General features: G+C 65.5%; 23 protein-coding genes. All 23 read left to right on the top strand.

Features of this window, described 5'->3' with window-relative positions; genetic code table 11:
* Positions 1 to 20: 20 nt before the first annotated feature.
* The 23 genes from rplV to ABTX18_RS16210 all read left to right on the top strand — a co-directional run bounded on the left by rplV (position 21) and on the right by ABTX18_RS16210 (position 12,544).
* A complete protein-coding gene (gene rplV, locus ABTX18_RS16320) occupies positions 21 to 368 on the top strand; it encodes a 50S ribosomal protein L22 (RefSeq protein WP_073733141.1) in 348 nt (115 codons plus the stop codon).
* Positions 368 to 1,204, top strand: coding sequence for a 30S ribosomal protein S3 (rpsC, locus tag ABTX18_RS16315; RefSeq protein ID WP_352123367.1), 837 nt, complete (start codon positions 368 to 370; stop codon positions 1,202 to 1,204). The genes rplV and rpsC overlap by 1 nt, the downstream gene beginning before the upstream one ends.
* Positions 1,205 to 1,209: 5 nt before the next feature.
* Positions 1,210 to 1,629 (top strand): 50S ribosomal protein L16, encoded by a 420-nt coding sequence (gene rplP / locus ABTX18_RS16310; RefSeq protein WP_003966953.1) that lies wholly within the window; start codon positions 1,210 to 1,212, stop codon positions 1,627 to 1,629.
* Complete coding sequence (gene rpmC / locus ABTX18_RS16305; protein WP_136328433.1) at positions 1,629 to 1,853, top strand: 50S ribosomal protein L29; 225 nt, start codon at positions 1,629 to 1,631, stop codon at positions 1,851 to 1,853. The genes rplP and rpmC overlap by 1 nt, the downstream gene beginning before the upstream one ends.
* Positions 1,853 to 2,137 (top strand): 30S ribosomal protein S17, encoded by a 285-nt coding sequence (gene rpsQ / locus ABTX18_RS16300; RefSeq protein WP_073786784.1) that lies wholly within the window; start codon positions 1,853 to 1,855, stop codon positions 2,135 to 2,137. The genes rpmC and rpsQ overlap by 1 nt, the downstream gene beginning before the upstream one ends.
* A gap of 107 nt (positions 2,138 to 2,244) precedes the next feature.
* Positions 2,245 to 2,613, top strand: coding sequence for a 50S ribosomal protein L14 (rplN, locus tag ABTX18_RS16295; RefSeq protein ID WP_003966950.1), 369 nt, complete (start codon positions 2,245 to 2,247; stop codon positions 2,611 to 2,613).
* A gap of 2 nt (positions 2,614 to 2,615) precedes the next feature.
* Positions 2,616 to 2,939: a 50S ribosomal protein L24 gene (gene rplX / locus ABTX18_RS16290; RefSeq protein ID WP_018550616.1), complete on the top strand. Its 324-nt coding sequence runs from the start codon at positions 2,616 to 2,618 to the stop codon at positions 2,937 to 2,939.
* Positions 2,939 to 3,496 (top strand): 50S ribosomal protein L5, encoded by a 558-nt coding sequence (gene rplE / locus ABTX18_RS16285; RefSeq protein WP_014047789.1) that lies wholly within the window; start codon positions 2,939 to 2,941, stop codon positions 3,494 to 3,496. The genes rplX and rplE overlap by 1 nt, the downstream gene beginning before the upstream one ends.
* A gap of 2 nt (positions 3,497 to 3,498) precedes the next feature.
* Positions 3,499 to 3,684 carry a type Z 30S ribosomal protein S14 gene (locus ABTX18_RS16280; RefSeq protein ID WP_024491590.1) on the top strand — a complete coding sequence of 62 codons (186 nt, stop codon included), beginning with the start codon at positions 3,499 to 3,501 and terminating at the stop codon, positions 3,682 to 3,684.
* A 225-nt stretch (positions 3,685 to 3,909) separates the two neighbouring features.
* Complete coding sequence (gene rpsH, locus ABTX18_RS16275; protein WP_136328432.1) at positions 3,910 to 4,308, top strand: 30S ribosomal protein S8; 399 nt, start codon at positions 3,910 to 3,912, stop codon at positions 4,306 to 4,308.
* 21 nt (positions 4,309 to 4,329) lie between these two features.
* Positions 4,330 to 4,869 (top strand): 50S ribosomal protein L6, encoded by a 540-nt coding sequence (gene rplF, locus ABTX18_RS16270; RefSeq protein WP_136328431.1) that lies wholly within the window; start codon positions 4,330 to 4,332, stop codon positions 4,867 to 4,869.
* A gap of 3 nt (positions 4,870 to 4,872) precedes the next feature.
* Positions 4,873 to 5,256, top strand: coding sequence for a 50S ribosomal protein L18 (gene rplR / locus ABTX18_RS16265; protein WP_024491593.1), 384 nt, complete (start codon positions 4,873 to 4,875; stop codon positions 5,254 to 5,256).
* A 47-nt stretch (positions 5,257 to 5,303) separates the two neighbouring features.
* Positions 5,304 to 5,906 carry a 30S ribosomal protein S5 gene (gene rpsE, locus ABTX18_RS16260; protein ID WP_352123366.1) on the top strand — a complete coding sequence of 201 codons (603 nt, stop codon included), beginning with the start codon at positions 5,304 to 5,306 and terminating at the stop codon, positions 5,904 to 5,906.
* Positions 5,906 to 6,088 (top strand): 50S ribosomal protein L30, encoded by a 183-nt coding sequence (gene rpmD, locus ABTX18_RS16255; RefSeq protein WP_018550611.1) that lies wholly within the window; start codon positions 5,906 to 5,908, stop codon positions 6,086 to 6,088. Before rpsE ends, rpmD begins: the two co-directional genes overlap by 1 nt.
* Position 6,089: 1 nt before the next feature.
* Positions 6,090 to 6,545, top strand: coding sequence for a 50S ribosomal protein L15 (rplO, locus tag ABTX18_RS16250; RefSeq protein WP_018550610.1), 456 nt, complete (start codon positions 6,090 to 6,092; stop codon positions 6,543 to 6,545).
* Between the two features lie 225 nt (positions 6,546 to 6,770).
* On the top strand, positions 6,771 to 8,090 hold the full coding sequence (secY, locus tag ABTX18_RS16245) for a preprotein translocase subunit SecY (RefSeq protein WP_352123365.1): 1,320 nt from the start codon (positions 6,771 to 6,773) through the stop codon (positions 8,088 to 8,090).
* Positions 8,090 to 8,746: an adenylate kinase gene (locus ABTX18_RS16240; RefSeq protein WP_352123364.1), complete on the top strand. Its 657-nt coding sequence runs from the start codon at positions 8,090 to 8,092 to the stop codon at positions 8,744 to 8,746. Before secY ends, ABTX18_RS16240 begins: the two co-directional genes overlap by 1 nt.
* 133 nt (positions 8,747 to 8,879) lie before the next feature.
* A complete protein-coding gene (map, locus tag ABTX18_RS16235) occupies positions 8,880 to 9,716 on the top strand; it encodes a type I methionyl aminopeptidase (RefSeq protein WP_352123363.1) in 837 nt (278 codons plus the stop codon).
* A 188-nt stretch (positions 9,717 to 9,904) separates the two neighbouring features.
* Positions 9,905 to 10,126, top strand: a complete 222-nt coding sequence (gene infA / locus ABTX18_RS16230; RefSeq protein WP_014047798.1) for a translation initiation factor IF-1 — start codon at positions 9,905 to 9,907, stop codon at positions 10,124 to 10,126.
* 60 nt (positions 10,127 to 10,186) lie between these two features.
* Positions 10,187 to 10,300 (top strand): 50S ribosomal protein L36, encoded by a 114-nt coding sequence (gene rpmJ, locus ABTX18_RS16225; protein ID WP_003956441.1) that lies wholly within the window; start codon positions 10,187 to 10,189, stop codon positions 10,298 to 10,300.
* Between the two features lie 194 nt (positions 10,301 to 10,494).
* Entirely contained in the window at positions 10,495 to 10,875 is a 381-nt protein-coding gene (gene rpsM, locus ABTX18_RS16220; protein WP_014154579.1) for a 30S ribosomal protein S13, read from the top strand.
* A 105-nt stretch (positions 10,876 to 10,980) separates the two neighbouring features.
* The gene (rpsK, locus tag ABTX18_RS16215) at positions 10,981 to 11,385 is read left to right on the top strand and encodes a 30S ribosomal protein S11 (RefSeq protein ID WP_006376016.1); all 405 of its coding nucleotides are present in this window, start codon (positions 10,981 to 10,983) and stop codon (positions 11,383 to 11,385) included.
* 136 nt (positions 11,386 to 11,521) lie between these two features.
* A complete protein-coding gene (locus ABTX18_RS16210; RefSeq protein ID WP_024755423.1) occupies positions 11,522 to 12,544 on the top strand; it encodes a DNA-directed RNA polymerase subunit alpha in 1,023 nt (340 codons plus the stop codon).
* Positions 12,545 to 12,652: the final 108 nt, after the last annotated feature.

Raw genomic sequence — 12,652 nt, 5'->3', positions numbered from 1 at the left:
CTCACACCGAAGGGACAACCATGGAAGCCAGGGCCCAGGCGCGGTACATCCGCGTCACGCCCATGAAGGCCCGCCGAGTGGTGGACCTCATCCGTGGCATGGATGCCACGGAGGCTCAGGCGGTCCTGCGTTTCGCCCCGCAGGCCGCGAGCGTGCCGGTTGGCAAGGTGCTTGACAGCGCCATTGCCAACGCTGCACACAACTACGACCACCCCGACGCCTCTTCGCTGGTCATCAGCGAGGCGTTTGTGGACGAGGGTCCGACCCTGAAGCGGTTCCGTCCGCGTGCTCAGGGCCGTGCCTACCGGATCCGTAAGCGGACCAGCCACATCACCGTGGTCGTCAGCAGCAAGGAAGGAACCCGGTAATGGGCCAGAAGGTAAACCCGCACGGGTTCCGGCTCGGCATTACCACGGACTTCAAGTCCCGTTGGTACGCCGACAAGCTGTACAAGGACTACGTCAAGGAAGACGTCGCCATTCGTCGCATGATGACGAAGGGCATGGAGCGGGCCGGCATCTCGAAGGTCGAGATCGAGCGCACCCGCGACCGCGTCCGCGTTGACATCCACACCGCCCGCCCGGGCATCGTCATCGGCCGCCGCGGCGCCGAGGCCGACCGCATCCGTGGCGAGCTGGAGAAGCTGACCGGCAAGCAGGTCCAGCTGAACATCCTCGAGGTCAAGAACCCCGAGGTGGACGCTCAGCTGGTGGCCCAGGCCGTCGCCGAGCAGCTCTCCTCCCGCGTCTCCTTCCGTCGTGCCATGCGTAAGAGCATGCAGAGCACGATGAAGGCCGGCGCCAAGGGCATCAAGATCCAGTGCGGTGGCCGCCTCGGCGGCGCCGAGATGTCCCGCTCGGAGTTCTACCGCGAGGGCCGCGTGCCCCTGCACACCCTCCGTGCGAACGTCGACTACGGCTTCTTCGAGGCCAAGACGACCTTCGGCCGCATCGGTGTGAAGGTCTGGATCTACAAGGGCGACGTCAAGAACATCGCCGAGGTCCGCGCCGAGAACGCTGCTGCCCGTGCGGGCAACCGCCCGGCCCGTGGCGGCGCTGACCGTCCGGCCGGCCGCGGTGCCCGTGGTGGCGAGCGTGGCGGTCGCGGCCGCAAGCCGCAGCAGACGGCTCCGGCCGCCGAGGCCCCCAAGGCCGACGCGTCCGCCGCTGCTCCGGCTGCTGAGAGCACCGGAACGGAGGCCTGACCGAAATGCTGATCCCCCGTAGGGTCAAGCACCGCAAGCAGCACCACCCGAAGCGCAGCGGTATGTCCAAGGGTGGCACGCAGGTTGCGTTCGGCGAGTACGGCATCCAGGCGCTGACCCCGGCGTACGTGACGAACCGTCAGATCGAGTCCGCTCGTATCGCGATGACCCGTCACATCAAGCGTGGCGGCAAGGTCTGGATCAACATCTACCCGGACCGCCCCCTGACGAAGAAGCCTGCCGAGACCCGCATGGGTTCCGGTAAGGGTTCTCCCGAGTGGTGGATCGCGAACGTCAAGCCGGGCCGGGTGATGTTCGAGCTGTCCTACCCGAACGAGAAGATTGCTCGTGAGGCGCTCACCCGCGCTGCTCACAAGCTTCCGATGAAGTGCCGGATTGTTCGGCGCGAGGCAGGTGAGTCGTGATGTCGGCCGGTACCAAGACGTCCGAGCTGCGCGAGCTGGGCGACGAGGAGCTCCTCAACAAGCTCCGCGAGGCCAAGGAAGAGCTGTTCAACCTCCGCTTCCAGGCGGCGACCGGACAGCTCGAGAACCACGGCCGGCTCAAGTCCGTCCGTAAGGACATCGCCCGGATCTACACCCTGATGCGCGAGCGCGAGCTCGGTATCGAGACGGTGGAGAGCGTCTGATGAGCGAGAAGACTGTGACTGAGACGAACACCGACCGCGGTTTCCGCAAGACCCGTGAGGGTCTGGTCGTCAGCGACAAGATGGACAAGACCGTCGTCGTCGCTGTCGAGGACCGCGTCAAGCACGCGCTGTACGGCAAGGTCATCCGCCGTACGAACAAGCTCAAGGCTCACGACGAGCAGAACGCCGCCGGCGTCGGCGACCGCGTCCTCCTGATGGAGACCCGGCCGCTGTCCGCCACGAAGCGGTGGCGCATCGTCGAGATCCTCGAGAAGGCCAAGTAATTCCTGAGGGGCTTCCCCTTCAGGCAGGTTCCGCCAGGCTCGGCGGGGGTCCGTTCCGGTAACGGAGCGGCCCCCGCCGGGAACCGGCAGACGATCAGGAGATAGACGTGATCCAGCAGGAGTCGCGACTGCGTGTCGCCGACAACACGGGTGCGAAGGAAATTCTCACCATCCGTGTTCTCGGTGGCTCGGGTCGCCGCTACGCGGGCATCGGTGACGTCATCGTCGCCACCGTCAAGGACGCGATCCCCGGTGGCAACGTGAAGAAGGGTGACGTCGTCAAGGCCGTCATCGTTCGCACCGTCAAGGAGCGTCGTCGTCAGGATGGCTCGTACATCCGCTTCGACGAGAACGCCGCCGTCATTCTGAAGAACGACGGCGACCCCCGCGGCACCCGTATCTTCGGCCCGGTGGGCCGTGAGCTGCGCGAGAAGAAGTTCATGAAGATCATCTCGCTCGCGCCGGAGGTGCTGTAAGCATGAAGATCAAGAAGGGCGACCTGGTTCAGGTCATCACCGGCAAGGACAAGGGCAAGCAGGGCAAGGTCATCGTTGCCTACCCCGCTCAGGACCGCGTTCTCGTCGAGGGTGTCAACCGGGTCAAGAAGCACACGAAGGCCGGTCAGACCGCTCGCGGTTCGCAGACCGGTGGCATTGTGACGACCGAGGCCCCCGTCCACGTCAGCAACGTGCAGCTGGTTGTTGAGAAGGACGGCAACAAGGTCGTTACTCGCGTCGGCTACCGCTTTGACGACGAGGGCAACAAGATCCGCGTTGCCAAGCGCACCGGTGAGGACATCTGATGACTACCACCACTGCGCCGCGTCTCAAGACGCGCTACCGCGAGGAAATCGCCGGCAAGCTGCGTGAGGAGTTCTCGTACGAGAACGTCATGCAGGTCCCCGGTCTGGTCAAGATCGTGGTCAACATGGGTGTGGGCGACGCCGCCCGCGACTCCAAGCTGATCGATGGCGCCGTGCGCGACCTCACCACGATCACCGGTCAGAAGCCGGCCGTCACCAAGGCCCGCAAGTCGATCGCGCAGTTCAAGCTGCGCGAGGGGCAGCCGATCGGCTGCCACGTCACCCTCCGTGGTGACCGCATGTGGGAGTTCCTGGACCGTACGCTGTCGCTCGCGCTTCCGCGTATCCGTGACTTCCGTGGCCTGTCGCCGAAGCAGTTCGACGGCCGTGGCAACTACACCTTCGGTCTCACGGAGCAGGTCATGTTCCACGAGATCGACCAGGACAAGATCGACCGGGTCCGGGGCATGGACATCACCGTGGTCACCACGGCGACCAATGACGACGAGGGTCGTGCCCTCCTTCGTCACCTCGGCTTCCCGTTCAAGGAGAACTGACCGTGGCGAAGAAGTCCCTGATCGCTAAGGCCGCCCGTAAGCCGAAGTTCGGCGTCCGCGGGTACACCCGCTGCCAGCGCTGCGGCCGGCCCCACTCCGTCTACCGCAAGTTCGGCCTGTGCCGCGTGTGCCTTCGTGAGATGGCTCACCGTGGCGAGCTGCCGGGCGTGACCAAGAGCTCCTGGTAATTCCCCTTCGCCCCTAGGGGCGTAGGCATTACCCGGAAGCTCTCGGTAAGTATCTGGTCGGCAGGAGCCCGTCCTCGCATGCCGTAGGCTTGTGGGGTTGGGCGCCTGCCGCCCTAGACCGACTTACTACGCCGTAGGTCCCCGCACCGCACCCGTCCCGCCACTGAGTGGGGAGAGGGATGGCGCATACAGGAAACCCCGGCGAGAGAGGCCGAAGGCCAACTCATGACCATGACTGATCCCATCGCAGACATGCTCACGCGTCTGCGTAACGCGAACTCGGCGTATCACGACGATGTTTCGATGCCGCACAGCAAGATCAAGTCGCACATCGCGGAGATCCTCCAGCAGGAGGGCTTCATCACCGGCTGGAAGGTCGAGGACGCAGAGGTCGGCAAGACCCTCGTTCTGGACCTGAAGTTCGGGCCGAACCGCGAGCGTTCGATCGCCGGCATCAAGCGCATTTCGAAGCCGGGTCTGCGTGTATACGCAAAGTCCACCAATCTGCCGAAGGTTCTCGGCGGCCTGGGCGTGGCGATCATCTCCACGTCCCACGGTCTCCTGACCGGCCAGCAGGCCAGCAAGAAGGGCGTAGGTGGGGAAGTCCTCGCCTACGTCTGGTAGTCGGGAACGGAGGAAAAGCTCATGTCGCGAATCGGCAAGCTCCCCATCCAGGTTCCCGCCGGTGTGGACGTCACCATCGATGGCCGTACGGTCGCGGTGAAGGGCCCCAAGGGTTCCCTCTCGCACACCGTTGCCGCGCCGATCGAGGTCACCAAGGGTGAGGACGGCGTTCTGAACGTCGTCCGCCCGAACGACGAGCGTCAGAACAAGGCCCTTCACGGCCTGTCCCGCACGCTGGTGGCGAACATGATCACCGGCGTGACCCAGGGATACATCAAGGCGCTCGAGATCAGCGGTGTCGGTTACCGCGTCCAGGCGAAGGGCTCCAACCTGGAGTTCGCCCTGGGCTACAGCCACCCGATCCTCATCGAGGCCCCCGAAGGCATCACCTTCAAGGTCGAGTCGCCCACGAAGTTCACTGTCGAGGGCATCGACAAGCAGAAGGTCGGCGAGGTTTCGGCGAAGATCCGCAAGCTGCGGAAGCCTGACCCGTACAAGGCCAAGGGCGTCAAGTACGCCGGCGAGGTTATCCGCCGCAAGGTCGGAAAGGCGGGTAAGTAAGCCATGGCATACGGAGTAAAGATCGCCAAGGGCGACGCCTACAAGCGTGCCGCCCTCAAGCGCCGCCACATCCGCGTCCGGAAGCACATCTCCGGTTCGCCCGAGCGTCCGCGCTTGGTTGTGACGCGTTCCAACCGCCACATGGTCGCTCAGGTCATCGACGACATCGCGGGCCACACGCTCGCGTCGGCGTCGACGCTTGACGCTTCCATCCGCGGCGTCGAGGGCGACAAGAGCGCCCTCGCCAAGCAGGTCGGGGCCCTGGTCGCCGAGCGCGCCAAGGCCGCAGGCGTCGAGGCCGTCGTGTTTGACCGCGGTGGTAACCAGTACGCCGGGCGGATTGCCGCTCTGGCTGACGCCGCCCGTGAAGCCGGGCTGAAGTTCTAAGCCCCGGTTCCTACGCACAGCGGACGTAACAGAGAGAGGTAATTCCAATGGCTGGACCCCAGCGCCGCGGAAGCGGTGCCGGTGGCGGCGAGCGGCGGGACCGGAAGGGCCGTGACGGCGGCGCAGCTGCCGCCGAGAAGACCGCGTACGTCGAGCGCGTCGTCGCGATCAACCGTGTCGCCAAGGTCGTGAAGGGTGGTCGTCGCTTCAGCTTCACCGCGCTGGTCGTGGTGGGCGATGGTGACGGCAGCGTCGGTGTCGGATACGGCAAGGCCAAGGAAGTTCCCGCGGCCATCGCCAAGGGCGTCGAAGAGGCCAAGAAGAGCTTCTTCAAGGTTCCGCGTATCCAGGGCACCATCCCTCACCCGATCCAGGGCGAGAAGGCTGCGGGCGTCGTTCTGCTCAAGCCTGCTTCCCCCGGTACCGGTGTAATCGCCGGTGGCCCGGTGCGCGCCGTTCTGGAGTGCGCCGGCGTCCACGACATCCTGTCGAAGTCGCTCGGGTCTTCGAACCCGATCAACATCGTGCACGCGACCGTGGCGGCCCTCCAGGGCCTGCAGCGTCCCGAGGAGATCGCGGCCCGCCGCGGTCTGCCCCTCGAGGACGTCGCCCCCGCGGCTCTCCTTCGTGCCCGTGCGGCGGGTGTGTGATGGCTCGCCTCAAGATCACGCAGACGAAGTCGTACATCGGCAGCAAGCAGAACCACCGCGACACCCTGCGTTCGCTCGGGCTCAAGCGCCTGCACGACGTGGTTGTCAAGGAGGACCGCCCCGAGTTCCGCGGAATGGTGCACACCGTCCGCCACCTCGTGACGGTTGAGGAGGTCGACTGACATGGCGGAGAACAAGCCGCTGAAGGCGCATGACCTCCGGCCTGCCCCGGGTGCCAAGACCGCCAAGACCCGTGTGGGTCGTGGTGAGGCATCCAAGGGTAAGACCGCTGGTCGTGGTACCAAGGGCACCAAGGCCCGTTACCAGGTTCCGGAGCGCTTCGAGGGTGGGCAGATGCCCCTCCACATGCGTCTCCCGAAGCTCAAGGGCTTCAAGAACCCGTTCCGCACCGAGTACCAGGTCGTGAACCTGGACAAGCTCGCGACGCTCTACCCCGAGGGTGGAGAGGTCACGGTGGCCGATCTGGTCGCCAAGGGCGCTGTGCGCAACAACCACCTCGTCAAGGTCCTCGGACAGGGCGAGATCTCCGTGGCACTGCAGGTTTCGGTTGACGCCGTCTCCGGCTCCGCCAAGGAGAAGATTGCCGCCGCGGGCGGCACCGTCACCGAGCTCGTCTGAGACAACTCGGACCATTCGGTGGCCTGAACATCCGACCGGGGATGCCTCTCATATGGGGCATCCCCGGTTGGTCGTTCCTAGGGGGGCATGTACGCCGGTAAGGTGGCGTCCGTTGCTGTGATAACCCCCCTGGGCGCAAGCGCCCGGGGACCTTTGGCCCATACGTATTCGTCGATCCTCAAGACCGTCACCTCTACGCATTGCGCGGGGGTCGCAGGAGGCACCGTGCTCACCGCGTTCGCCCGGGCGTTCAAGACGCCCGACCTGCGCAAGAAGCTGTTCTTCACGCTCGGCATCATCGTGCTCTACCGGCTCGGGGCACACATCCCGGTACCGGGAGTGAGCTACGAGAACGTCCAGACCTGTGTTGATCAGGCAAGCAAGGGCAATAACAGCCTCTTCGGCCTGGTGAACATGTTCAGCGGTGGTGCACTGCTGCAGATCACGATCTTCGCGCTCGGCATCATGCCGTACATCACGGCCAGCATCATTCTTCAGCTGCTGACCGTGGTCATTCCCCGACTCGAGGCGCTCAAGAAGGAGGGGCAGTCCGGCCAGGCGAAGATCACGCAGTACACGCGTTATCTGACGGTCGCACTCGCCATCCTGCAGGGCACCGGCCTGGTGGCCACCGCACGCAGCGGCGCGCTCTTCAGCGGCTGCCCGGTAGCCGACCAGATCGTCCCGAACCAGTCGATGTTCACGACCATCGTCATGGTCGTCACGATGACGGCCGGCACCGCCGCCGTCATGTGGCTCGGTGAGCTCATCACCGACCGCGGCATCGGCAACGGCATGTCGATCCTGATGTTCATCTCGATCGCGGCCAGCTTCCCCGGCGCCCTGTGGGCCATCAAGACGAGCGGCAAGCTCGCGGACGGCTGGATCGAGTTCTTCACCGTCATCCTGATCGGCTTCGTGATGGTGGCGCTCGTCGTCTTCGTCGAGCAGGCCCAGCGCCGTATCCCGGTGCAGTACGCGAAGCGCATGATCGGCCGCCGGTCGTACGGTGGTACGTCCACGTACATTCCGCTGAAGGTGAACCAGGCGGGTGTGATTCCCGTCATCTTCGCTTCTTCGCTGCTCTACATCCCGGCCCTGATCGTCCAGTTCTCCAACTCCACCTCGGGCTGGGCCGTCTGGATCCAGGACCACTTCGTCAAGGGCACCCACCCGTACTACCTGACGACGTACTTCCTGTTGATCGTGTTCTTCGCCTTCTTCTACGTGGCGATCTCGTTCAACCCCGAGGAAGTCGCCGACAACATGAAGAAGTATGGTGGCTTCGTCCCGGGTATCCGGGCCGGTCGACCTACTGCCGAGTACCTGAGCTACGTGCTCAACAGGATCACTTGGCCGGGATCGCTGTACCTGGGTCTGATCGCTCTTGTGCCGACGATGGCGTTGGCAGGCTTCGGCGGAGCCAACCAGAACTTCCCGTTCGGCGGGACGAGCATCCTGATCATCGTGGGTGTGGGTCTGGAGACCGTGAAGCAGATCGAGAGTCAGCTCCAGCAGCGCAATTACGAAGGGTTCCTCCGCTGATGCGAATCGTCCTCGTCGGCCCGCCGGGTGCCGGCAAGGGAACGCAGGCTGCGTACCTTGCCAAGAACCTGTCGATTCCGCACATCTCCACGGGCGACCTCTTCCGCGCCAACATCAGCCAGGGCACCGACCTTGGCAAGCAGGCCCGCGCCTACATGGACGCGGGGCAGCTGGTGCCGGACGAGGTCACGATCGGGATGGCCAAGGACCGCATGTCCCAGCCGGACGCGGTCAACGGCTTCCTGCTCGACGGCTTCCCGCGCAACGTGGGTCAGGCCGAGGCTCTCGATGTGATGCTCAAGGACGAGGGCGTAAAGCTGGACGCGGTGCTCGACCTCGAGGTACCCGAGGACGAGGTCGTGAAGCGGATCGCGGGCCGCCGGGTCTGCCGCAACGAGAGCGCGCACGTGTTCCACGTGACGTACAACCCGCCGAAGACCGAGGGTGTCTGCGACATCTGCGGCGGCGAGCTGTACCAGCGCGACGACGACAGCGAAGAGACGGTCCGCACCCGGCTCGAGGTCTACCACACGCAGACCGAGCCGATCATCGACTACTACAGGGCCCAGGACCTGGTGGTCACCATCTCCGCGCTCGGCAAGGTCACCGAGGTGACCGAGCGGGCCATGGAGGCTCTGAAGTCCGACGAGGGCTGAGGACACCCGCAGTACCAGCAGTGCAGTCGGCCGCGGCGTCCTTGGGCGCCGCGGCCGACTGCTTGCCGCCGTATCGTTGAAGATCCGTCCCCGCTGAATACCCGTCCCCGCTGATCCAGAAAGGCGCCGTGCAATGGTGCAGATCAAGACCCCCGAGCAGATCGCGAAGATGCGTGAGGCGGGGCTGGTGGTCGCCGCCATTCACGCCGCCACCCGTGAGGCGGCGGTGCCCGGCGCCACCACCCAGGACCTGGACCAGGTCGCGCGCAAGGTGATCGCCGACCACGGCGCGAAGTCGAACTTCCTCGGGTACGGCGGATTCCCCGCGACGATCTGCACCTCGGTGAACGAGGTCGTCGTCCACGGCATCCCGGACGACAAGACCGTCCTCAAGGACGGCGACATCATCTCCATCGACGCCGGCGCGATCATCGACGGCTGGCACGGCGACGCCGCCTACACGGCCTTCGTCGGCACCGGTCACGCTCCGGAGCTCATCGAGCTGTCCCGGGTGACCGAGGAGTCGATGTGGGCCGGTATCGCGGCGATGAAGGTGAACAACCGCCTGGTCGACATCTCCAAGGCGATCGAGTCCTACATCCGCCGCCAGCCCCGTCCGGCGACCGGCAAGTACGGGATCATCGAGGACTACGGCGGGCACGGCATCGGCACCGAGATGCACATGGACCCGCACGTGCTGAACTACGTCTCCCGCAAGCGCGGCAAGGGCGTCAAGCTGGTCCCGGGCCTGTGCCTGGCCATCGAGCCGATGGTCTCCCTCGGCACGGCCCGTACGGAGGTGTTGGAGGACGAGTGGACCGTCATCACCACCGACGGCACCTGGTCCTCCCACTGGGAGCACTCCATCGCCCTCACGGAGCAGGGCCCGCTGGTCCTGACGGCTCCGGACTGCGGGCGCGAGAAGCTGGCGCAGTACGGGGTCGAGGCGGCGCCGGACCCGCTGGGCTGAGACGTGCCCGTCCCCCCGGGCTGATTGGGGGCCACCGCGAGGTCTAAGGATCTCCCGCGGTGGGCAAACTTGACGGATTCGTCTTTTGGAGTCCGCTGACGTAGACTAACTCGTCGGCTCTCGTGCATCCGTGTGTCCACATACGAGTGACGTGAGTCGATCAAGGTAGCCGATTCGAAAGGCGAAGCGTGGCCAAGAAGCAAGGTGCCATCGAAATTGAGGGCACCGTGATCGAGTCCCTCCCGAACGCGATGTTCCGGGTGGAGCTCCAGAACGGTCACAAGGTCCTCGCGCACATCTCCGGCAAGATGCGGATGCACTACATCCGAATCCTTCCGGACGACCGGGTCGTGGTGGAGCTTTCCCCGTACGACCTGACGCGTGGCCGGATCGTCTACCGCTACAAGTAGATCTTGCCTACATCTCGCTTCGGCGGGGTGCCGGCACTGACCCGGAGAACCTGACATCCCATGAAGGTCAAGCCGAGCGTCAAGAAGATCTGCGACAAGTGCAAGGTGATCCGCCGTCACGGTCGGGTCATGGTCATCTGCGACAACCTGCGCCACAAGCAGCGCCAGGGCTGACGCACGACCCCCTGCATCTCGCAGTACTTCGCGCGACGCACGTAAACGTACATACGCAGTGCCCGTCCAAGCCACGGCTGACGACACCTCCGGCGGGGGCCGGGGACCCGGGCGTACCACCTCTCCCAGTGAGAAGGTCGGCGGCCGGGAGTGGCGCTGCGGAAGACCCCCGACTTAACAACTGGAGCCATTGAATGGCACGCGTTTCAGGTGTTGACATCCCGCGCGAAAAGCGCGTGGAGGTTGCCCTCACCTACGTCTTCGGCATCGGGCGCACCCGGTCCAAGGAGATCCTCGCCGCCGCAGGCGTGAACCCGAACACCCGCGTTCGTGACCTGGCCGAAGAGGACCTGGTCAAGATCCGCGAGTACGTGGACGCCAACCTCCGCACCGAGGGTGACCTTCGCCGCGAGATCCAGGGCGACATCCGCCGCAAGATCGAGATCGGCTGCTACCAGGGGATCCGTCACCGTCGCGGTCTGCCGGTCCACGGCCAGCGCACCAGCACGAACGCCCGTACCCGCAAGGGTCCGCGTCGCGCGATCGCCGGTAAGAAGAAGCCGGGCAAGAAGTAGTCCTCAGCGGACGTACTGCGAGCGTCCGGTCCGCCGGGCATCCGCAGCAACCAGCGGTCTTCGCTGTAGGACCGATCACCTCCCCTCTCCATCTGGAGTCAAGACATGCCCCCCAAGGGTCGTCAGGGCGCAGCCAAGAAGGTGCGTCGCAAGGAAAAGAAGAACGTCGCTCATGGGCACGCCCACATCAAGAGCACGTTCAACAACACCATCGTCTCGATCACGGACCCCGCGGGCAACGTGATCTCCTGGGCCTCCGCCGGCCACGTCGGCTTCAAGGGCTCGCGCAAGTCCACCCCCTTCGCCGCGCAGATGGCCGCCGAGTCGGCCGCCCGCCGCGCGCAGGAGCACGGCATGCGCAAGGTTGACGTCTTCGTCAAGGGTCCGGGCTCCGGCCGCGAGACCGCGATCCGCTCCCTGCAGGCCACGGGCCTGGAGGTCGGTTCGATCCAGGACGTCACCCCGACGCCGCACAACGGCTGCCGTCCGCCGAAGCGTCGCCGCGTCTGATTCGTCACGGCCGGTGACGGCCGTGCGTCAGTAGCGTGGGTACGGGCGGTACGCCCCCTACGGGGTGTGCCGCCCGTATCCTTGTTTCATCTGTCGGGTGTCAAATAGTGGGCGCCCATGACTGAAGGATTCACACATGCTTATCGCTCAGCGTCCGTCGCTGACCGAAGAGGTCGTTGACGAGTTCCGCTCGCGGTTCGTCATCGAGCCGCTGGAGCCGGGCTTCGGCTACACGCTCGGCAACTCCCTGCGTCGCACGCTCCTCTCCTCGATCCCGGGTGCCGCTGTCACCAGCATCCGTATCGACGGTGTCCTGCACGAGTTCACCACCGTGCCGGGCGTCAAGGAGGACGTGACCGACCTCATCCTCAACATCAAGCAGCTGGTCGTCTCCTCGGAGCACGACGAGCCGGTCGTGATGTACCTGCGCAAGCAGGGCCCCGGCCTGGTCACCGCTGCCGACATCGCCCCGCCGGCCGGTGTCGAGGTCCACAACCCGGACCTCGTCCTGGCCACGCTGAACGGCAAGGGCAAGCTGGAGATGGAGCTGACCGTCGAGCGCGGTCGCGGCTACGTCTCCGCCGTCCAGAACAAGCAGGCGGGCCAGGAGATCGGCCGGATCCCGGTCGACTCCATCTACTCGCCGGTGCTCAAGGTCACGTACAAGGTCGAGGCGACCCGTGTCGAGCAGCGCACCGACTTCGACAAGCTGATCGTCGACGTCGAGACCAAGCAGGCCATGCGTCCCCGTGACGCCATGGCGTCGGCCGGTAAGACCCTGGTCGAGCTGTTCGGTCTGGCGCGCGAGCTCAACATCGACGCCGAGGGCATCGACATGGGCCCCTCGCCCACGGACGCCGCGCTCGCCGCCGATCTGGCGCTGCCGATCGAGGAGCTCGAGCTCACGGTCCGCTCGTACAACTGCCTCAAGCGCGAGGGCATCCACTCGGTGGGCGAGCTCGTGGCCCGCTCCGAGGCGGACCTGCTCGACATCCGCAACTTCGGTGCGAAGTCGATCGACGAGGTCAAGGCGAAGCTGGCCGGTATGGGCCTGGCGCTGAAGGACTCGCCTCCCGGCTTCGACCCGACCGCCGCCGCGGACGCGTTCGGCGCGGACGACGACGCGGACGCCGGTTTCGTGGAGACCGAGCAGTACTAGTACGCCTCCGGCTGGGGTGCCTGTCTTTGACGGGTGCCCCGGACCGGGCGGGGGCTTTTGTCCTCAATCGCCGGACGGGCTTAAATTGGCTCGGCGAGCTGGAGATGG

The sequence above is a fragment of the Streptomyces sp. NPDC096323 genome (assembly GCF_040302845.1).
Classification (GTDB): Bacteria; Actinomycetota; Actinomycetes; order Streptomycetales; family Streptomycetaceae; genus Streptomyces.
The sequence above is the reverse complement of the archived record's forward strand: the minus strand, read 5'-3'. Positions and strand labels throughout refer to the sequence as shown.